14 protein-coding genes are annotated in these 21,608 nt (G+C 41.5%); 10 read left to right on the top strand and 4 right to left on the bottom strand.

Features of this window, described 5'->3' with window-relative positions:
• Positions 1-205 precede the first annotated feature (205 nt).
• Together CTT31_RS07875 and CTT31_RS07880 are read right to left on the bottom strand one after the other, a co-directional pair.
• Positions 206-3,376 carry an efflux RND transporter permease subunit gene (locus CTT31_RS07875; protein ID WP_260492313.1) on the bottom strand — a complete coding sequence of 1,057 codons (3,171 nt, stop codon included), beginning with the start codon at positions 3,374-3,376 and terminating at the stop codon, positions 206-208.
• 5 nt (positions 3,377-3,381) lie between these two features.
• Positions 3,382-4,557: an efflux RND transporter periplasmic adaptor subunit gene (locus tag CTT31_RS07880; protein ID WP_260492314.1), complete on the bottom strand. Its 1,176-nt coding sequence runs from the start codon at positions 4,555-4,557 to the stop codon at positions 3,382-3,384.
• A 236-nt stretch (positions 4,558-4,793) separates the two neighbouring features.
• On the opposite strand from CTT31_RS07880, the gene CTT31_RS07885 reads away from it, so the two are divergent.
• Entirely contained in the window at positions 4,794-5,042 is a 249-nt protein-coding gene (locus tag CTT31_RS07885; RefSeq protein WP_010371625.1) for a YkgJ family cysteine cluster protein, read from the top strand.
• A 261-nt stretch (positions 5,043-5,303) separates the two neighbouring features.
• Here CTT31_RS07885 and rsmF read toward each other — a convergent pair whose 3' ends face one another.
• A complete protein-coding gene (rsmF, locus tag CTT31_RS07890) occupies positions 5,304-6,743 on the bottom strand; it encodes a 16S rRNA (cytosine(1407)-C(5))-methyltransferase RsmF (protein WP_211859732.1) in 1,440 nt (479 codons plus the stop codon).
• A gap of 154 nt (positions 6,744-6,897) precedes the next feature.
• Between rsmF and CTT31_RS07895 the strand changes: the two genes are divergently transcribed.
• The 4 genes from CTT31_RS07895 (at position 6,898) to CTT31_RS07910 (ending at position 11,155) form a co-directional block, all read left to right on the top strand.
• Entirely contained in the window at positions 6,898-8,325 is a 1,428-nt protein-coding gene (locus tag CTT31_RS07895; protein WP_211859733.1) for a sigma-54 interaction domain-containing protein, read from the top strand.
• A 141-nt stretch (positions 8,326-8,466) separates the two neighbouring features.
• The gene (gene ccoG, locus CTT31_RS07900; protein ID WP_211859734.1) at positions 8,467-9,849 is read left to right on the top strand and encodes a cytochrome c oxidase accessory protein CcoG; all 1,383 of its coding nucleotides are present in this window, start codon (positions 8,467-8,469) and stop codon (positions 9,847-9,849) included.
• A gap of 154 nt (positions 9,850-10,003) precedes the next feature.
• Positions 10,004-10,579, top strand: coding sequence for a cytochrome b (locus CTT31_RS07905; protein WP_211859735.1), 576 nt, complete (start codon positions 10,004-10,006; stop codon positions 10,577-10,579).
• A gap of 3 nt (positions 10,580-10,582) precedes the next feature.
• Positions 10,583-11,155 (top strand): YceI family protein, encoded by a 573-nt coding sequence (locus tag CTT31_RS07910; RefSeq protein WP_017218664.1) that lies wholly within the window; start codon positions 10,583-10,585, stop codon positions 11,153-11,155.
• Between the two features lie 94 nt (positions 11,156-11,249).
• Here CTT31_RS07910 and CTT31_RS07915 read toward each other — a convergent pair whose 3' ends face one another.
• Positions 11,250-12,080: a TIGR02285 family protein gene (locus CTT31_RS07915; RefSeq protein ID WP_017218665.1), complete on the bottom strand. Its 831-nt coding sequence runs from the start codon at positions 12,078-12,080 to the stop codon at positions 11,250-11,252.
• Positions 12,081-12,363: 283 nt separating this feature from the next.
• Between CTT31_RS07915 and CTT31_RS07920 the strand changes: the two genes are divergently transcribed.
• The 5 genes from CTT31_RS07920 (at position 12,364) to CTT31_RS07940 (ending at position 21,586) form a co-directional block, all read left to right on the top strand.
• Positions 12,364-12,951, top strand: coding sequence for a dienelactone hydrolase family protein (locus CTT31_RS07920; RefSeq protein ID WP_260492315.1), 588 nt, complete (start codon positions 12,364-12,366; stop codon positions 12,949-12,951).
• Between the two features lie 69 nt (positions 12,952-13,020).
• A complete protein-coding gene (locus CTT31_RS07925) occupies positions 13,021-13,998 on the top strand; it encodes an acetoacetate decarboxylase (RefSeq protein WP_211859737.1) in 978 nt (325 codons plus the stop codon).
• Between the two features lie 114 nt (positions 13,999-14,112).
• Positions 14,113-16,356 carry an NAD(P)-binding protein gene (locus CTT31_RS07930; protein WP_260492316.1) on the top strand — a complete coding sequence of 748 codons (2,244 nt, stop codon included), beginning with the start codon at positions 14,113-14,115 and terminating at the stop codon, positions 16,354-16,356.
• 204 nt (positions 16,357-16,560) lie between these two features.
• Positions 16,561-18,801 carry a TonB-dependent receptor gene (locus CTT31_RS07935; RefSeq protein WP_260492317.1) on the top strand — a complete coding sequence of 747 codons (2,241 nt, stop codon included), beginning with the start codon at positions 16,561-16,563 and terminating at the stop codon, positions 18,799-18,801.
• Between the two features lie 103 nt (positions 18,802-18,904).
• Entirely contained in the window at positions 18,905-21,586 is a 2,682-nt protein-coding gene (locus CTT31_RS07940; protein ID WP_260492318.1) for an ATP-binding protein, read from the top strand.
• Positions 21,587-21,608: the final 22 nt, after the last annotated feature.

Below are 21,608 nucleotides of genomic sequence, written 5' to 3' on the forward strand. Positions count from 1 at the left end.
TAATACTTGCTCAATTTGAAGGAGCAAATCTGACGCTAACTGCGTTAAAAATTTCTCATTTAGAATAACTAAATAGCAAAATTTTCGCCTGGTTATCGACAAGATTTTCTCGCCTCAAAATAGATCACTTAATTAAGCGAATTGGTATAAAAAATAAAAAAGCTCGGAAGTTTCCGAGCTTTTTTGTGGGCTAGTAATTTGTTACTTAGTGAGTATTAGAATTTAGCTCCGGTGTCGTTTGTTGGCTATCAGCCGAGTCTTTACCTTTAAACCATTTGCGGCCAACGCGTTTAACATCTTCAAGTGCCACATATTGACAAGGGATAAGTACGAGGGTGATCACCGTGGCAAACAACACACCAAACGCAAGCGATACCGCCATTGGAATGACAATTTTAGCTTGCAGGCTGGTTTCCATAATGATTGGTACAAGTCCGATAAAGGTGGTCAACGAAGTGAGCAAGATTGCTCTAAAGCGTTTACATCCGGCCTCGACGGCCGCGGCTTTTAAATCGATACCTTCTTCGCGTGCTTTATTGACAAAATCCACCATAACCAAAGAGTCGTTTACCACAACCCCTGCCACGGCAATAATACCAAAGAACGACAAACTACTCATTGTCATTCCCAATATCATATGACCGAATACCGCGCCGACCACACCAAATGGGATCACAGACATGATGATGACAGGCTGAGAATAAGAACGTAGTGGAATTGCCAGTAGTGCGAAGATAATCATTAATGACAGGGCAAAGTCACGAATTTGCTCAGCAACACTGTCCATTTCTTCTTGTACGCGACCCGCCACTGCACTCTGAACGCCAGGGTAGTTCTTTAATAGACTAGGAAGATATTCGTCACGAACCTGTTTTGCTATCTCAAATGGTTGGGCGATTTCGGTATCAACTGATGCCCAAACATTAATCGTGCGTTTGGCGTTTTCACGGCGAATTCGGTTAACACCATCAACCAATTTTACATCAGCCACTTCTACCAACGGCACCTCTGCACCTTGAGGCGTTAAGATACGCACGTCCTGAATGTCACTAATGGCATCACGATGTTCTTTAGGGTAACGGATCATTACTTTGATCTCCTCACCATCACGTAAAATACGCTGTGCTTCAAGGCCGTAGTAACTGAAGTTTACTTGAGATGCAACATCCGCCAATGTCAGTCCAAGGCTATACGCTAATGGTTTAAGCTCAAGCTGCACTTCATCGGTTGCTGATTGCATAGAGTCATTGATATCACCAACACCTTCAATAGTTGCTAGCTTGTCTTTTAGTTTCTGTGCGACTTCGCGAAGCTCTTCTTTGTGTTTACCTTCTAATCTAAAGCTAATATCTCCGTCATCACGACCACCATTCATGATGCTATCTTGAATGTTTAGCGATTTAACACCAGGCAGTGCAGGCATTGCATCACGCCAGCGGGCGCTGAGTGCAAAGGTATCGATTGGGCGTGCATCTGGTTCAACCAAGATCACCATAATATTTGCGCTTGTGCGGCCATTCATATTCACCATGTAATCACGGATCATTTTCTTGCCATACTCAGCCTCAATTTCTTTGTCGACTTTCAGTACCATTTGCTCAATTTTTTGAATTGACTCAAGCGTCGCGTTTTCTGACGAAGATAAGTTCATATCAATCGAGATACGTGGAAAATCATGTGGGATTTTTGGGTTAGCAACAAACTTCACTAAGCCACCAGCAAACATCCCCGCGCTGACAATTAAAATGGTTAAAAAGCCAACGATAACGGTATAACGGTAGTGAATACAGCGTACAATGAATGGGCGGTACGTGTTTTCAATGAAAGATTGAAGGCCGCTATCCATTTTTCCCCGGAGGCGATGGAACGGATTTTTAGGGTTGCTTGGTTTGTCTTTCATCGCTGCTAAATGCGCAGGTAAAACCAGCTTGGATTCAACCAAAGAGAATAGTAAGCAAAGAATTATTACGCCACCAATTGCTTTAGAAAATGCTGCCGTTGGGCCGGTTGCTAATGTTTGCGGTAAGAAAGCAGCAACAGTAGTAAGCACACCAAAAGTGGCTGGGATAGCAACACGCTTTACACCACGAACGACATTATCGAGGCTATGACCATGTTTTTCTATTTCTGCATGGGCGGATTCACCGACGACTATCGCGTCATCAACGACAATCCCCAACACCAAAATAAAGGCAAACAGTGAGGCTAAGTTAATCGTTACGTCTAAATAACCCATTGGCATCATTAGAAATGCACCTAAGAAACTAACTGGCAACCCCATCATGACCCAAAATGCTAAACGCACACGTAAAAATAGAGCAAGCATTAGCATAACTAATACGCCACCTAACGCCATATTTTCTAGCATCATGTTAAGGCGGCCATTGAGGTAATAGGTCAAGTCAATAAAAGGCTCAAGTTCTACGCCTTGTGGTAATGAGCCTTTCTTTGCCTCAAGATAGTTCTTAATGATATCTGCAACTTTGGTGATGTCTTGGTCTTTTGACGCGCTAACTTCATAAACCAGTGAGTTCTTACCATTGTATTTAGAGTATTGAAGTCCTTCTTCAAAGCCATCGTTAATAGTGGCGACATCGCCTAAGCTAACCTGTGCGCCGTCTGGTAGTGTTAGTAAGGGGAGTTTTCTAAACTCGTCACCGCGATAGGCTTGATTTTCAACTCGCATTGAAATATAGCCATTTTCGGAGCGAATTTGACCGGCAGACATGTTCGCTGAGAAGCTCTTTACAGCATCCGAAATCGCTCTAAAACTTAGGCCGTACTCGCGCATTTTATCCGGGCTTATCTCAACAGAAATTTCGTAGTTCAGGCCACCATCAAAACGCACAAGGTTAACGCCGGGTAACGACAGCATTTCTTCATGAATGCGATTACCAAGCTCTTTAAGATCATGGGGACTTAAGTCGCCATTGAGTGACAACCACATCACTTCTTGGGTTGCCTTGTCGTGACGTACAATAGGGCGTTCCATTCCAGATGGGAAAGTTGAGACGGAGTCCACTTGCATCTTGACTTCGTCGAGTACCTCTTTGGTGTTGTACTGCTCGTCTACTTCTATCCAAGTTTGCGAGTAACCGCGATTAGAGTAGGTGATCAAGCGTTTGATCCCTTCGAGACCTTCCATGGATTCCTCGATCTTAATCGTGATCCCTTCCTCGACCTCTTGAGGTGCCGCGCCCGGATACACAGCTTGAACACTTATCCAGTTACTATCGTATTGTGGAAACATTTGCTTGCGGATCGAAAACGCGGTAAGCAAGCCGCCCACAATAATAAATATCATCAATAAGTTTGCTGCAACTGGGTTACGTGCAAACCAAGCAATTAAGCCTTTTTCTGTGCTTTGACTATGCATAAACCTTACTCCTCTTTGAGCGCCAATTGGGTGTTAGCGCTTTGCGAAGGAGTATTGTCTGTACGTAGTTGCATTCCTTCAGAAGGATAGTCCAGCGCTGAAGTAATGACCTGTTGGCCTGACTCAACGCCGTTATCAACGACGACCATGCCATTGTATTCTCTAATAATATTGACCTTTTTGTAGCTCAGCTTGTTATCATCATCCAATGTTGCAACGCGACCTTCTTTCACTAAGTGATGAGGAAGCATAGTGGCATTTTGCACTAACAAACCTTGAATATCAGCATTGATATAAGCGCCAAAACGTAGTGGTTTTACGTTGTTGTGATAAGGCTGTTCGACTTGAGCAACAAGGTAGGTCATGCGACTTTTGTTATCGATAACGCCTTCACTGCGGACAATCTCACCTTTCCAACTCATCGGTTGACCAGCGACTTCTGCTGTGATCACGACATCGGTGCCAACGCCTTGTTGCGGTAAGTATTTCAATTCATTATCGGCAACAGGGAGGCGTACTTCCGCAACAGATGTCGCATTGAGTTTACCAAAGCCATTACCGGGATTGACTACACTACCAAGGCTTACGGTACGAGACTCTATAATCGCATCGTAAGGCGCTCTGATGTAAGTACGCTCCAAATTTCGGTTCGCTCTTTTCACTGCAGCCTGAGCAGCTTTAAAGCTTGCTAACTTTTCAGCGAGCTGAGGTTTTCTTAAATAGAGCTCGGAAGGTATTTTTTCGTTAGCGTTTGCTTTAATCCTTTGCCATTCTGCTTTTGCTACTTGCACCTGAGCTTGTTCTATTTCTAGCGCTGAGCTGGCTTGTGCTAAAGCCGCTTCAGCTTCAATCAGCGACGCTTCATAGTCATTCGGGTCGATGCGAGCAAGCACGTCGCCTTCTTTGACAAAGCCACCTTTGACAAACTTGTCAGACAATGAAATGACTTGACCACTGACCTGAGCAACAAGCTCAGTACTGTATTTTGGCATCACGATACCGTATGACGATACGTTAAGCTTAACTTGGTCAATATGAATAGGTTGAACCTGTACGAGAGGATGTACTATTTCTTCTTTCTTCTCTTCTGGAGGTTGTTTCATTGCAGACATGGCAACAGCCGCTGCAATTCCCACCGCAAGAACGGCAATTGGTAGAATTATTTGTTTTTTACTAGCCACGTTAAAATCCTTCCTGTTGAATGATTTTTAATGACCCAGATTAACGGCTCTAGATCATCGATAAGCTTAAGAATACGCGAATAATTATGTCGAGGTGTTTAAATCCAGACTGAATATGTAACAAAGCTTTGCGTACCTAAATTTATCGTTACATTCTTAAAAGCGATTGATGCTTTTACGTGTAGTCGATTTTTCGATAAAATGCACCACTTATTGTCAAAATTGCGAGAAACAGAATGGATTGTAGGCTTGGTTGTGGCGCTTGTTGTATAGCACCAAGTATTTCAACACCCATTCCCGGTATGCCAAATGGTAAACCTGCGGGGGAGCGGTGTATTCAACTAGATGAAAATAATCTGTGTAAACTGTTTAACCAGCCAGAGCGCCCACAAGTGTGTTTGCAATTTAAGGCCATGGAAGATGTGTGCGGTGACAGTAATGAAGCAGCGATGCAGATCATCACAGAACTCGAAATGTTGACCTAATTAGCCTCTGGTTAACTGATAAAAAAACGCCCAGAAACTTACCTGCTAAGTTCTGGGCCTAGGGAAAGGCTCAAGATTGAGCCGTGCGCTAACTAAAAACACCTTCTAAGACTGTAGGGAGAAGTAGAAAGTACTGTTAAGTTTAGTTAACCTTTCATTCTTTTTACAAATAAATGAATGATTTATTAAGTTTATATAAAACAAAGAGTTGTTCTTTATATTCATAATTGGTCTTAAAAATATCAAAAGGGTATATTCAGGTTATACCCAAGTTATCAACAGGCCGTCTTTAATTAAATCCCGAGGCAAACTGTTTTTAACTTTATTCTTTTGCCATTTTCCTAACCCGATGGCACTGCCACATAGCGTGAGGATCACCTCTCCCGTTAGTTTGGTAACTTCATCTAGGCGTATATCCTTGCCATTAAAGTAATCTTTTGCTTGCTCTTTTGTTAGTGCTAAAGTGTTTTTAGACGCTAAGTGACCGAAAGTAGTGGCAAACTCATGCTCTAATCTTACCCCGTTTTTATGGGTAGTACCGATTAAAATCCCTATACGAGAATATTTGATCTTATCTTGGATTGCTTCAAAGTTGTCAGGAAATAGCCACACCTCTTTATCACGCTGCATCAACTTACCGTCAAGTTGGGCAATACCAAACTGTTTTTTTAGGACGGATAACAATAGTTGAGTGGTTTTCTTGTCTAGTTCTTCAAAAGGGAAAGCCCCTTTTTTCTGTTTTGGGTTTTTAACGGCAACAGAGTGTAACTTCTTAAATCGAGCAATGAAAAACCCTTCGCTATCATATAGCTGAGGCCACACATGCAAGTATCCTTCGGACGTTGTTGCTTTTTCAGCACCTTCAAATAAGGTCGACAGGTTTTCGACTGCTACTGCTTGAGGATAATTATCAATGAGGTGTTGGCATACTTGCTGATTTTCCAACGGTGTTAATGTGCAAGTTGAATACACTAAGGTACCACCTGGCTTTAAGGCTTGAAATGCGCTGTCTATCAGTTGCTTCTGCACTTGTGCAATTTCAACATTAGACTCAATTGACCAGTTTTTAAGGGCGTTTGGGTCCTTTCTAACAGTGCCTTCTCCAGAGCATGGCGCATCAAGCAAGATGTTATCAAAACATTCATGCATATAATCGCCAAAGATACAGCCGTCAAAGTGAGACAACGCAACATTTCGTATGCCCATACGTTTCATATTTGCTGCAAGCGCTTTGAGTCGAGATGATGATAGCTCATTAGCGATTAGTACGCCGCGTCCATCCATATAAGCCGCGAGTTGCGAAGTTTTCGAGCCCGGTGCTGACGCCATATCCAAATTAATATCATCACTGCAGATAGTCGATTTAAGTGCTGTTGGCGGCAACATAGAACTTGCTTCTTGGACATAGATGCAGCCACTTAAATGGATATCTGTGTTGCCGATAGCAAGATTAGTTTCTTCTTGTTCACTTCTTGATATCCAAAACCCTTCCTCACACCATGGGATCGGCTCTGCCTGCCAATCACTTTTTTCGCAGTAGGCTAAGAATTCCGTGATAGACATTTTTAGGGTATTGACTCTGACTGCTCGGCGTAAAGGAGACTGGCACTTATCTATAAAGTCTTCGATGCTAAGGTGATCTGGTAAGTAGGTTTTTATGTCGTCCAGAAACGCGCTGGGAATATAAGTTGATTTGTCCACGCAGTTACTCAAGTTATAAGCTTTCTCTCATTTTACACTTTCATGGGTGAAAAATGCATGTTTGTTGTGACGATGCTGATTATTAAGCAAAACTCATGGCTGACAATAAAAGGCTATGGTTATATAATCCTCGCGAAATATCGCGAGGATTGCTATGTCTATTATCAAACACTTTTTGGCGGACCCTAAATTATTATTGAATGCGGTTGGAGAGGGGATCTATGGTTTTGACCTTTCTGGTAACGCTGTTTTTGTAAACCCGGCCGCAGAGCGTATGACTGGGTGGCAAAGTGATGAGCTTTTGGGGAAGAAAATACATCAGTACCATCATCATAGTCATGCAGATGGGAGTGATTATCCTGCTGATGAATGTAACATCTACAAAACGATGTTTGATGGTAAAACACGACAGGTAACCAATGAAGTGTTCTGGCGTAAAGATGGAAGCTGTTTCCCTGTAGAATATACTTCAACCCCAATCTTTAAAGATCAGCAAATTATCGGTGCAGTCGCGATATTTCGCGATGTATCGCAACAGCACAAAACTGAAAATGCCCTAAGAGAGGCGCTAAATAAAGTTCAAGTACTTACTGAGCAACTTAAAGATGAAAATGCCTACCTGCTAGAAACATTAAATGAAAATTGGCAAGACTCGGGTTTGGTGGGCAGTAGCGCAATATTTCAGGCCATGTTGGCGCAGCTAGAGCTGGTTAGTCAGACCGACAGTACGGTATTGGTTTTAGGGGAAAATGGCACGGGTAAAGAGCTTGTTGCCAGAAATCTGCACCGCCTTAGTGAGCGTTCATCGCAACCTTTCGTTAAAGTAAATTGCGCTGCTTTTTCACCAACTTTGATCGAATCTGAGTTGTTTGGACATGAAAAAGGTGCATTCACTGGAGCGAATGAAAAACGTAAAGGACGTTTTGAGTTGGCGGATAAAGGGACAATATTTTTAGATGAAATTGGTGAGTTACCGCTAGAAGCGCAAAGCAAGTTATTACGTGTATTACAAGAGCGAGAGTTTGAGCGTGTAGGGGGAAGTAAGTCGATCCAAGTAGATATACGGATAGTCGCGGCGACCAACAGAGATTTGTGGAAAATGGTCGAAGAGGGAGGGTTTAGAATGGATTTATATTATCGTTTAAACGTTTTTCCTATTCGAGTGCCAGCACTACGAGAGCGTATAGAGGATATACCCGTATTGGCCAACAACCTCATCGTGCAGCTCAACAAAAAGCTGAGTAAGCAACTACGCGGGATCTCAAAAAAGGCTATTCATGCGTTACAGCGTTATGATTGGCCAGGCAATATTCGAGAACTTCAAAACGTGTTGGAGCGCGAAGCGATATTATCTAAAGGTCGTTTACTTGATTTATCTCAAGCACTTAACGCTACTGAGCAGCATAAATCTGAAAACGGTGAACTGACTTTAGCGCAAGCGGAAGCTGAGCACATATTAAGAGTGCTAGAAATAAGTAACTGGAAGATCGCTGGCAGCAACGGGGCGGCTGATAAGTTAGGACTACCCGAAAGTACGCTAAGGTCGAAAATGAAAAAACTAAAAATTGCTAAACTTTCGTGATATTTCGCGCCTATCCGTGATATTTCGCGATATTGAAAATATCATAAAAACAAATGTAATAAAAATCAACGCGTTATAAACTTTCAGATTGGTCTGAAAGTTGCAATATCAAACTCGTGTATTACCAATGTAGCAAATAACATGAAGTTTGATATCAAAGAAGAAGACATGATCATTAAGCCCTATAAACAAGAAGGGCCTATTTACGTCAGAGAGCAAAAAGGTTTTTTCCAAAAAATAAGAAGAAACCTTGGTTGGTTTTTAATGTTAACTTTCGTTCTCATTCCTTGGATCCCGTACAACGAGCAGCAGGCCATCTTGCTTGATTTTGGTAAGCAGCAATTTAGGATATTTGGTGCCACCTTTCTCCCTCAAGACTTTATGATTCTAGCCTGGATTTTTATGGTGGGTGCCTTTGCTTTATTCTTTGTCACGACTTGGCTGGGTCGCGTGTGGTGTGGTTATACTTGCCCACAAACAATTTGGATGCTGATGTTCACTTGGGTTGAGCACCGAGTGGAGGGGACTCGCAACCAAAGAATAAAGTTGGACAAATCAAACTGGGATAGCAAAAAAGTCGCTAAGAAAACGGCCAAACACGCTATTTGGTTGATAATTTCGATGTTTACTGCCACTTCATTTATGGCCTATTTTATACCTGCAAAAGAGCTGTATCTAGACATGTTTACGCTTGAGTGGACTGGCCTTACTTCCTTCTGGGTATTCTTATTCGCACTTTGTACCTATGGAAACGCGGGCTTTTTGCGAGAAAAAATGTGTACTGTGGCATGTCCATATTCTCGTTTCCAATCGGTTATGTTTGACAAAGATACACTGGTCGTCACCTATGATAGCGAACGAGGTGAAAATAGGGGTCGTCGTAAACGCAAAGAAGACCCAAAACAGCTTGGGCTCGGCGACTGTGTAGACTGTAATTTATGTGTTGAAGTTTGCCCTGCTGGTATTGATATTCGTAATGGCCTGCAATACGAATGTATTAACTGTGGTTTATGTATCGATGCGTGTAACGAAACGATGAATAAATTCGGTTATCAGCCAGATTTGATTAAGTATCAAAGTGAGCATCAACAAGCGGGTAAAAAGTCGAATCCATTTAGGTTAAAAATAGTGGGTTATGGTGCCATTACCGTATTGATAGTAGTCACAATGGTGATTTGGGCATTTAATCGTACACCAATAGAAGCTTCTGTCATTCGCGACCGTAATGCGCTTTATCGTGTTAACTATGAGGGGTTAGTCGAGAACCCATACACCTTAAGTGTCATAAACAAAACACAGCATGATTTAACTTACACCGTGAGCTTAAAGGGGCTACCAGATGCGAAATTAACAGCCCCAATGACAACGCATATTGCTGGCGGTGACATGGCATTAATCCCTGTAACGGTCACCGCTGATGGCTATGAGCTAAAAGGTAAACGGACTCCAATCCAATTCACGATAGAGTCGCAGCAAGATGCCAAAATTAGCATCACCAAGGACAGCTACTTCTATAAAAATTAGTTTACACTCCCCCCGACTCAAGGCGCTTGTATTATGAAGCGCCTTTTTTTGTGTGCATATATGCACAATCTGACGCTAAATTTATGGCTTTCTCTCTGAACTTTTAGCGTATAAGCTTACTCTTATTGAGAATGAGTTTTATTAGCTGAATATTATGTTTAAAAATACATCACAAAACTATGGTTTGTTAGCCATCATCTTTCATTGGCTCAGTGCGCTTGTGGTATTTGGCATGTTTGGTCTTGGGTTGTACATGGTTGAACTCAGTTATTACGATCCTTTCTACCGTGACGGCTTACACATTCACAAAAGCATCGGGATACTGCTAGCAGCTTTGATAGTACTTAGGCTGATTTGGAAGTTCACTAACTCTAAAGTGAAGCCCGAAAGCGAAGCAACTCCCGTGGATAAATTGCAAAACATAATAGCGTATGTCGTTCACATCGTTTTGTATCTTGGCTTGTTTGGGCTGTTTGTCACAGGTTACTTAATCTCTACCTCGGATGGCAGAGCAATCGAGGTATTTAACTGGTTTTCTGTTCCGGGTATTGGAGAGCTGTTTGAAGAACAAAGTGATATTGCAGGCACTGTGCATTTTTACATTGCTTGGGGGCTCATTGGATTAGTAGCGCTACACATTGTGGGAGCGCTAAAACACCACTTTATTAATAGAGATCGTACCTTAGTTCGCATGCTCAAGGTACCAAACGCTACAAAAGTTGAGGATTAAAACATGAAAAAAACAATCATTGCATTAAGCATGGCGGCTATGACCTTATCGGCCGGAGTAAATGCTGCGGACTATGTAATTGATACTAAAGGTGCACATGCCTTTGTAAACTTTAAAATTAAACATTTAGGATACAGCTGGTTGCATGGTCGATTTAATAGCTTCGAAGGCGACTTCAGCTATGATGCAAAAAATCCAAATGCATCAAAAATCAATGTAGTGATCGATACTGCTTCTGTTGATTCGAACCATGCAGAGCGTGATAAGCATTTGCGCGGTAATGATTTCTTAAACGTTAAAGCAAATCCTAAGGCGACTTTTAAGAGTAACTCGATTACTTTTAGCGATGATACAAATGCGAAGGTAAAAGGAAGCTTTACACTCAATGGGGTAACAAAGAATATCGAGTTTGATATTCAAAAAGTGGGCGAAGGTAAAGATCCTTGGGGTGGATACCGAGTTGGCTTTGAAGGCGAAACCCAGTTAAAACTTGCTGATTATGACATTGATTATGATCTAGGTCCGGCATCAACGCACGTTACCATCGGTTTGCACTTGGAAGGTATTCGTAAGTAATCTCTACTAGCACCACGTGTTTCTATATACGTGGTGCTGCGCTTTATATTCTAGGTGGAGTCCACTTTTAAAACGCAATATCAGTTTCAGAAAGTTAGTTTTTAAAAATACTAGCTAGCTGTGGCTGAAATTGCTCTGGTAACCAACGGGACATAGCCAGTCTAAACTGCTCGTTTTTATGGGCTTGTTTTAACGCTTCGCTAATTGCAGCGATCTGTTCCTTACCAATCGCATTGTTATTACAGCCTGCATATCCAGCAGTTATTTGCGAGGCGATACTCAATCTGACTTGTGTCAATTCATCTTGCTTATCAACATGCAATTTGTGGTAGTGGTGTTCGCTTGGGTATCCGAGTATCACGTCGACTCTTTTTTTGAGCAGCATGATAGTCAAACTCTCTAATGTATCTCTTCCTGGTCTTACAAGCACTTGCTTGGTAGGCAAACTCGCCAATAACGCATCAATTTCATGACCAAACGACCGGTTTGCCGCCACACCTACGGTTAGCCCGTGCTCAGTTACGAGCTTTTCCAAATCAATTGCGCTGTTGGTAATGCCAAGCGACTGTGCGACATCTTTCCTTAGTGCGGCAGAGGTTGACAATCCAATGGTGGAATACTCATCACTAAAAGCGATATGTCTTTGCCGCTCGGGTGTTTTATAGAGGGAGATCATACAATATTGGTTGTTGAAATTAGAGAGCTCATGTATCGCCCTCGATGCGGGGAACACTTTATAATTGAAGGTGTAGTCGGGCATCTGTTGTTGGATGAGTTTTATCAATAACTCGTCCCGTCCTTGTCCCTCCAAATCATCAGAAAGGATATAATAAGGCGCGAAGTCTATCGCAATCCAAGTTATTTGTTTTGCAAATACGAAACTGGATTGAAAGGCAATGAAGAGGAGTAAGATGATTTTGATCAAATTGGGTCACTCTTGCTGAACTTACAATAAGCTTAGCATTGTTTGCGATATTGATGATTAAATTAATGTTTATTTAATTTGTATTTAATGTTTACAGAGGTTGGCGGTATGCTAGCTTTAAAAGAGGTTTTAGTTTTGGGTAAAAACGTGCTAGTTAAAGCTTTGTCAAGCGATTGAATATAGAGTTTGATCGCAGCGCGTTAATCCAATATAAGTAGATAAGGCCGTATGGCAAGGAAAGTCATACAAGCCAATAACTATAAATTATTAATAAGGAAAACCGATGGCTATATTAATCGTTACCGATATTTTCGGTTATACGGATCATATTGATCGTTTTGCTAAATCACTTGGAAGTGGCGTGCAGGTGCTTTCACCATTTATAGAAGAACCAAACAGTGTCTCTGAGTCGGATTGTTATGAGCTGTTTTTGGCGCAGTGTGGTCATCGTTTATATGCTGACAAAGTATCAGCAGCGATTTCTGAATACAAACCAAAACTTATTGTTGGCTTTAGTGCAGGCGGAGCTGCAGCGTGGATTGCATTGTCTGAACAAGGTACATCTCACTCTGTTGAGCAGCTTATCGCATTTTATCCCAGCCAAATACGTAACCATCTAAGTATTAAGCCTAGTTGCGATGTGTCTATCTTCTTTGCTCAAGTTGAATCTCATTTTGACGTTGAGCCCGTTATAGAACAGTTAAAAGATAAAAAAGGGCTGGATTGTATCCGAACGCGATATTTACACGGTTTTATGAACAAGCTCTCGGGTAACTATGATGAGTACGCATACTCGCATTATCAGTATTTTTGCCAGCGAGAGGCACGCAACTATATCGAGGTTGTGCAACGAGAGGCGGAGTTTTCGTAACAACATACGCAAAAGCGGCTTGAGCGAACTACACTAAACACTAACTTATCATACTTTAAGGAGTGAAAGATGTATCCCGAGTTGCCTGATTATCAACATTTTTATAGTAATCCGATCGCCAAACCTCCATGTAGAATGCTAAATGCACAAATGTATGGCTTCTTTGTCAAAGGAAAGAAATCAACAATCCAAGCCTATGTTGATAAAACGCTGAATTCGGTTTCTAGTAGTGAATTTGTATTCAGGGCTTTAACGGATTGGTGCTTATTGACCTTTACGGATATTGAAAATATCGCATCAAAAGTGCCGCCATTTAGTAATTATGGATATATGCAAGAAACCGATGTCATTGTCTGGTTACCAATTCTGCAAGTCAATCTCGAAACGTTAAAAGCAGAGCATCTGTATTGGTATCCTGCGTTTATCTCTGTCAATAACATTAACGCGCTGATAAATGGTCGAGAAATATGGGGCTACAACAAATATTTATGTCGCTACGAAATGCCTGATAACTTTGGCGACCCACTGAGCTTTACCCTCTCTCTGGAGACCTTTAAGGAATTTGATCCCAACGTCAAAATGGCATGGCATGAATTGTTATCCATTGAACCTGAGGATGACGGGGAGTCATGGCTAAAAGAAGTGTTGGAAGTGGGTGAAGAAATTGCTGAGCTTTTCAAAGATTCAGTGTCTGATTTAAACGTCGATAGCCAATTTCTTAAGCAGTTCTTATCGGGTTTTACCCACCCACAAATGGATCAAATATTATTTAAGCAGTTCCCAGATGGCTATGCCGAGAAGTCTGTATATTCGGCAGTGGTACATTCCCCTTCTGAGGTGAAGAAAATCCACAAAATTGGTTTTATCAAAGATGACTTAAGCCTGAATCTACAACGAATAGATGCGTTTCCACTCGATAAAATGTTTGGCATTCCATTAGGCAAAAGCGAGGTCAAACTACCTTACTTTGTGAAAATGGACTTCGATCAGGCAGGTGTGGAAGAAATTGTTTCCAGTGCTCAGAGTATGGCTAATCTCCATCGTTAGTGTATTTGTGGCATAAAAAAACACGATTTTTACTAAAGCGATATTTGCATGTTTAGTTGTCTTCCTATGTGGCTTTAGGTGTTGCTCGTCAACACGTTTGAAAAAGGAAGGCTTATGAGTAAACAAAAAGTAGCAATACTTGGCGGCGGCGTTTCGGCGATGACAGCTGCGGTATACATGACTGAACAAGAAGATTGGCAAGAGCGCTATGATATTACCGTTTATCAGCAAGGTTGGCGTTTGGGGGGCAAAGGGGCGAGTGGTCGTAATGCTGAATACGGCGAGCGTATAGAGGAGCATGGTCTTCACGTTTGGTTTGGTGCCTATGTCAATTCTTTTAGGGCAATTGAGACAGTTTATAATAAGCTTGAGCGCTCAAGTGATATCCCCATTCACACTTGGCAACAAGCACTAAAACCGCATAGTTTGGTGGTGCTGCAAGAATATATCGACCAGCAATGGCAAACTTGGTCGGTAGATTTTCCTGAGATCCCAGGTAATCCAGCAAATGGCACTCTCGATTTACATTTTTGGCAAATTTTAAAATTACTTGCGGCTTGGCTACACAAGTGGGTTGACGATTTGGAATGTGAAGTTGAGAAAACGCACAAATCCACACAACTCAAAACTAAAAAAGAAAGAGATAAAACGCTGCTTGCTCACTTGGGGCAGGAAGTTAAAAGCTTTTTTGATAGTGTCGAAGATAAAGCCAAGACCTTATTTGATGACGCAGAAAACCATGTCCAAGAGGTTGTATCCACACCAAAGCTGTTAATAACGCAACTCAGTAATTTTTTAACGGTGCGTGAAGCTGATCATCGTTTGGAAAATAAGAAAGATCATTTAGTTGTTTGGTATATGGTTCGAAAAATTAGGCGTTGGTTGCAGTCTGAAGTAAACGACTTAATTGATGACAACCCTGTCATTAGACGTCTGTATATATGTATAGATTTAGGTGTTGCGATGACCATTGGCATGCTCCGTGACAAAGTCTATTCACGAGGGTTTGGTTATCTTGATCGATACGATTTTAAACAGTGGCTCAAGCGCAATGGCGCAAATGAATCGCTGTCTGTGGAGTCTGCGCCTGTCCGCGGCTTTTATGACCTCGTTTTTGGCTATGAGGACGGTGATTTTAAAAAGCCAAATGTCGAAGCGGGAGTTGCGGCTTTGGCTATGCTTCGGATTATGCTGTGTTATCGCGGTGGTGTGATGTGGAAAATGCAAGCGGGGATGGGAGATATTATTTTCTCACCTATCTATGAGCTGCTCAAACATCGAGGCGTTAAGTTTGCGTTTTTTCATCAGGTTGAATCGTTACACTGTGCACAGGATGATGATGGCCATTATGTTGATAGTATTCAATTAATTCAACAGGTTAAACTAAAAGAGACGCAAAATTACGAGCCTCTAGAATTAGTCAAAGACTTGCCATGTTGGCCAAGCTCTCCATTGTGGCAACAAATTGACCCGCAGCAAGTGGCACTACTTAAAGAACATGAGATTAACCTTGAGTCTTACTGGTCTAATTGGGAGGCGGTTTACCAACAAGCATTTGGACAGAGGTTACCGAGAAAAACACTGAATAAAGGTACTGATTTCGATTTAGTGATTTTTGGGATCTCAGTAGCAGGTCTTGAGCCACTTTGTCAGCAATTATTGGCTAAAGATGACAACTTAAAGTTGCAAGCCGAAAAGGTCAAAACTGTTGCGACTCAAGCATTACAGTTGTGGCTCACTAAAACTGACAATGAACTGGGTTTTCACGACCCTTCTGGCAGTAATGAGCCACCAATATTAAGCGCATTTTCTCAACCCTTTGATACTTGGGCTGCGATGTCTAATTTACTTGAGGTTGAAGATTGGCCAAATACTCAGCCCAAGAACATTGCCTACTTTTGTAGTGCTTTTACCTGCGCAGATTATCCACCTCCGAGCGATCATGAGTTTCCTGAACGCATGAAAGCTCAGGTAAAAGAAAACGCATTGCAAAAACTTAGATTACAGATGCAGCCACTGTGGCCAGAGGCTTATCACGGTGACGACTTCGATTGGAACGTATTGTTTGATGTTGATAATAATGAAGGCGAAGTTAGGTTCAACACCCAGTATTGGAGGGTGAATGTCGACCCCAGTGAGCGTTATGTGTTAAGTGTTGTTGATAGCAGTCAATTTCGACTACCTACGGACGGCAGCGTCTTCAATAACCTCTACATTACCGGAGATTGGATTAAAACCGGTGTCAATGCAGGTTGTGTTGAAGCTGCTGTGATGGCTGGCATGCAAACGAGTAGAGCTATCACCGGATATCCTCAAAGCATTAGTGGAGAATCAGGGTTTGAGCCGTTTAACCTTTGAATAGTTAGTCATACTGACGGAGTAGCTCAACTACATTTCAAGCCTTGCAATTTGCAGGGCTTAAATCCCATCTTGGTATAATTTGTATGCGTTATGAACGATAGCTTGAACCTTAAAAAGGTAATCGGGTTCATTTGTTTGGGGGTCTTTTTAATTCAGCTATACTGATAGTGCAATTGCATGATATAGCTCGGGATTCAAACTATGCCACATCCAAATGTGCTGTTAAATACGATAACACTAACATTACTCTCAGTAGTTTCGATGGAAACGTCAGCACAAGTCGAAGAAGAAATCGAAGTCATTGAGGTATACGCTCAAAAAAGAAAGCAATCTATCAATGATGTTGCTATCGCTGTTAAACCCATATCCGGCCAAGTCATCACTGACGCTGCACTGAAAGATACGACCGATCTGGGTAGTTTAGTTACGAATGTAAAAATCAGTCAAAATGCAGCTGAGGGCACGCCTCCAGCGGTCAGCATTCGAGGTGTCGGACTTGTCGATTACAATACGGCCAACACTTCTCCGGTTGGGGTGTATTTAGATGGTATATCTGTTGGGTCTGCGAATAATCAAATCATTAACTTGTTTGATGTTGAGCAAGTAGAAGTATTGAAAGGTCCACAAGGTACACTTTTTGGTAGAAATACCACTGGGGGGGCAATTTTAGTGCGCACGGCGCGCCCAACAGATGGTAATTTTGCTTCTGTCAGTGTGGGGGTCGGTTCGGATTCTTTAACAAGAGCACGTATGATGCTCAACTATAGCCTAGATCAAAATAGCGCGGTGCGACTTGCCGCAAGCCACAATAACTATGAGTACACAACGTATAACCTCCAGCCTGACGCTCCTGAGGCGTATATGGAACAAAATGATGTTCGACTAAGTTATTTTGGCGAGTTTGATAAGTTCAGTGTTTTTGTGAAATTAGATTATGGTCATTGGAATGGACTGGTTCAGCCGGTCGGGAATATCGGATTATTCTCAAACCCTTTGGATGGTTCATTATGTTCTCCAGCGCAAGCGGGCACTAGCAACTGCGTTGATGCGCTTGGCTTTAATATTGGCAGCGACGATTTTTGGGCTGTGCGGGTCAATAATTATCAAAAACATCACAGTATAAGCAAAGGTGTTACAACAGAGATCGCCTATGCACTGGATGACCGGTCTCAACTTATTTATCTTGGGGCTTTCAATCGCTTAGATAGGATACATGGATTTAATTGTGATGGAAGTCCATTTTCATTATGTGAAGGTGAGTTAGGGCTTAAAAATGAAAAGCTGGTGAATGAGCTTAGGTTTGAGCAAAGTATGGAAACCGGCTTTCTGACGGTAGGCTTATTTCAACTAGAAGAGCGTATTTACCAAGATAATTTCAATGACTTATTACGTGATTTTAGGGGAACCCCTAATGGTGCTAGTGCGGCAACCTTTTTCTATGACAATGATATCAAAGTAAAATCAATGGCTTTGTTTGGCCAATATGAATATGAAATCAGTGAACATACAGATGTACTTGTAGGAGTAAGGTACAGCGATGAAAAGGTAGATTATGACTCTTTCTCATACCTAAATGTACCGTTTGGAGATAACCTCGCTGGCATTTTAGTCCCTGCCTACGACATTGAGGGAAAAGAGTCCGATAGTAATTTGTCTGGAAAATTGTCAGTTATCCATAAAGTTAAACCGGATAAAAGTGTTTATTATAGTTTATCTAATGGTGTAAAAAGCGGCGGTTATAACGGTGGCTTCCTTATTTCGAAGGATGCCGCGATACAGGCAAGTTATGGCCCCGAAGAACTAATCGCCCATGAAATAGGAGCAAAGCTGTTATTTAATGAGCTTAAACTTCGTACAAATTTGGCCGCTTTTTACTATGATTATAAAGACCAACAGGTATTTATGAATCAGGCTTCAGAAGTACCTGGAGCACCGCCTTATCAGTTACTTGAAAACGTAGGTAAGTCAAAAATCTATGGTGCTGAAATAGAAAACACTTGGTATCTATCGGAGCAAACTCAGATAAGCTTGGATATAGGGTATATACCTGAAGCTAACTTTGAGGAATTTATTGATCCAGTTGGCGTTGTATTGACCGACAATCGCTTACCGTTTACATCCGAATGGAATATCTCTGGACAAATAAATTATGCATTTAATTGGGATGAAGTTAGTATAAAAAGTAGAATAGCATTTGATTATCAAAGCGAATATTACTTTGACCAAAACGAATCTCCCTATGCTAAGCAGCCCAGTTATATGCTTTGGAATGCCAATCTACAGGTGGAGTATAGAGACTGGCAGTTAGGTATTTGGGGTAAAAATCTTCTAGATAAAGAGTATAGCCATCTTAAATTTGACCTAAGTAGCTTTTTGGGAATGTTGGAAGACTTTAAAGGTGAGGGGAGAAGGATAGGCATCGATGTAACATATCGCTTTTGATTTTTTTGAGCACTATATAGAGATAAGTCACCTGACTTGGGGGTAGAAAACTTGCAGATCAAATACCGAACCACAGGTAACTTTACTAAGGTAACTGGCTAGAATGCGTTTACTACTGATCATTTTCAGCATAATTCTGTTTTCTAGTTTCGCCTATGCAGATCAGGCTGTGTTGAAATTGACGCAGCCTTGGCAATATCAAAATTTACATCATGTTGGAAAGGCTTATGAGGCAAATTCTAGTACAAGGTTTCCTCAAAGCTGGGATGAGTTGAGTGCATGGGAATCTATTCATGAGCCACTAAAGAAGAGAGCGCTGTTTTCTGGTCGTTATTTCTTGGTGACTAAAGTCAGAAATGAAACGCCATTGAATGAATTTGTGCTCTATCCAAACAATACGGTATTGAGCAAAATAGAGTCGAGGATATATACACCAGAAACGGTCTTGCGAGTTTTTTCTGGGGGCAAGGTCGAAAATGAATTTGCATTTCATTATGGTAATCAAGTCACGTTAGAACCGAACCAAGATTATTATATCGTTACGCTCTTCGAGAGTGATTTCTTTTACACCCCTGTAAAATTGACCATTGAGCCTCTGAGAGATTTTCAGCAGGAAGTGGTCTATGAAAACCTTATCATGACGCTTTGTTTTGGTGTCGGCATTGTTCTTGGGCTATATAACTTATTAATTTACATCGGCTCTAAAGATATCACTCATTTTTATTACGCATTATTTACTTGTGTGTGGGTATTTGCATGGAGCCATTTCTTTCATATTCCCGACGAGCTATTTGGATTTTACTCTGCAAACTTGCATTGGTTAGGTTTTGCGCTTGCGCCATTAACCAACGCGTTATTTTATATCCATCTTTTAAAACTCAAGGATGTTCATCCAAACTATGTGTCGATTTCTATCTGGCTTGGAGTGATAGCTGCCCTTGGACTACCGTTTTGTATTCTTTTTCCAGGTTTTGGCTTTATTTGGGCAACATTGGTAACGGGATTAGCGCTCTGTTTCGGACTATTTGTCGGCATTAAGCGCTGGGTTGAGGGCTTTAAACCAGCTCGTTATTTTGTGATGGCATATATCGCAATGGCGATCCCCAATATGGTGGGCAATTTAACTAACTTAAGTTTGCTGCCTGAATCGTCGAGTAACTTATATCTTTATGGTTTAATAGGTACTGCGCTTGATGCATTACTGTTGGCTTTTGCGGTTGCGGACAAATTTAGAATAACCAGCGAAGAAAATATAGAGCTCAATAAAAACCTTGAAGCAAAAGTGTTAAAACGTACTTATGAGTTAGAGCAGGTGGCCTCAGAGCTTAGAGATGCTAGTGAGGCAAAAAGTCGATTTTTGGCGAACATGAGCCATGAAATAAGAACACCAATGACGTCAATTATTGGTTATGCCGATGGCATTATGCTCGGAGATATCAAGCCGCATGAGCGTAATCACGCAATCTCTGTTATTTTACAAAACTCGCGTCATGTACTTGGACTAATTAATGACATTTTGGATATGTCTAAAATTGAGGCTAATAAACTAGAAGTTGAGTTGGTGGAGTCAAACCTTTTTCAAGCAATTGCGCATGTCGATTCGTTATTGGGTAAGCAAATTAGAGATAAAGGGCTTGAGTTTGCATTGAATTATCACTTTCCACTGCCTGATTTTGTGGTTATTGATCCCACTCGATTGCGGCAGATATTACTAAATCTCACATCTAACGCAATGAAGTTTACGACGGTTGGTAAAATCTCGATTGATGTGGCGTGTCAAAACGAGCGCCTTATGATCACGGTACGAGATACCGGGATAGGAATGACAGCGGATGAGCAAAAAGAATTATTTAGTGCGTTTTATCAAGCCGATTCTTCCACATCAAGGAAATATGGTGGGACAGGGCTTGGACTAAATATTTCCAAAAGCTTAGCGAGAAAGTTAGATGGTGATATTTCGGTAGAAAGTGAGGTAGGTTCAGGTACTGCCTTTACTCTTACTGTTGGCCTATATACCACCGAGAAAACAAAGTGGGTGCAAAGTCTCGCTCAAATTGGCGATGTTCGTGAACAAGGCACAATACCAGATGAAATAAATCAAGAGCTTAAAGGTGAAGTGTTATTAGCTGAAGATAACACAGACAATAGTAAGCTTATTAAGCGTATTTTAGAGCGTATGGGCTTATCTGTTACGGCGGTTGAAAATGGTCAGCTAGCGGTACAGGCGGTACTAGATGGTGATTTCGATTTGATATTAATGGATATTCAAATGCCGGTAATGGATGGTGAGCAGGCGTTTAGCTTTATTCAGGCTACGGGGTGTAGCACGCCTGTGATTGCATTAACTGCCAACACCATGCAGCATGAAATTGAGCGTTATTTAAAACTTGGATTTAGTGATCATCTCGCAAAACCTATCGATAGAGTCGTGTTCAGTCAAAAAATAGCCTATTATTTGGATATCCAAGTCGATGAGGAAGTTGATCTGCCCGAAGCTGAGTTTTATCAGTTAAAGCAACAGTATATTTCTGGGCTGCATGAGCAAATCATTCAGATCAAGAATCAAGCTAAGTATCAGGATTACGATGCGTTAGCAAAAACAATTCACGCGATTAAAGGCACTGCTGCGATGTTTGATTGTATTGATATTCATAAAATCGCAAACGAGTTGGATGTTAAGCTGAAGAATAAACAACTCGAGTGTGTAGAAGTACAGCTAACTGAATTACTTGGCGCAATGACAGCCGCTATTGAGTCAGAAAAGCAGCAAACCAAACAAGCTTAGTTTTCTACGCCTTATAAATATT

The organism is Pseudoalteromonas maricaloris (assembly GCF_024746855.1).
Lineage (GTDB): Bacteria > Pseudomonadota > Gammaproteobacteria > Enterobacterales > Alteromonadaceae > Pseudoalteromonas > Pseudoalteromonas maricaloris.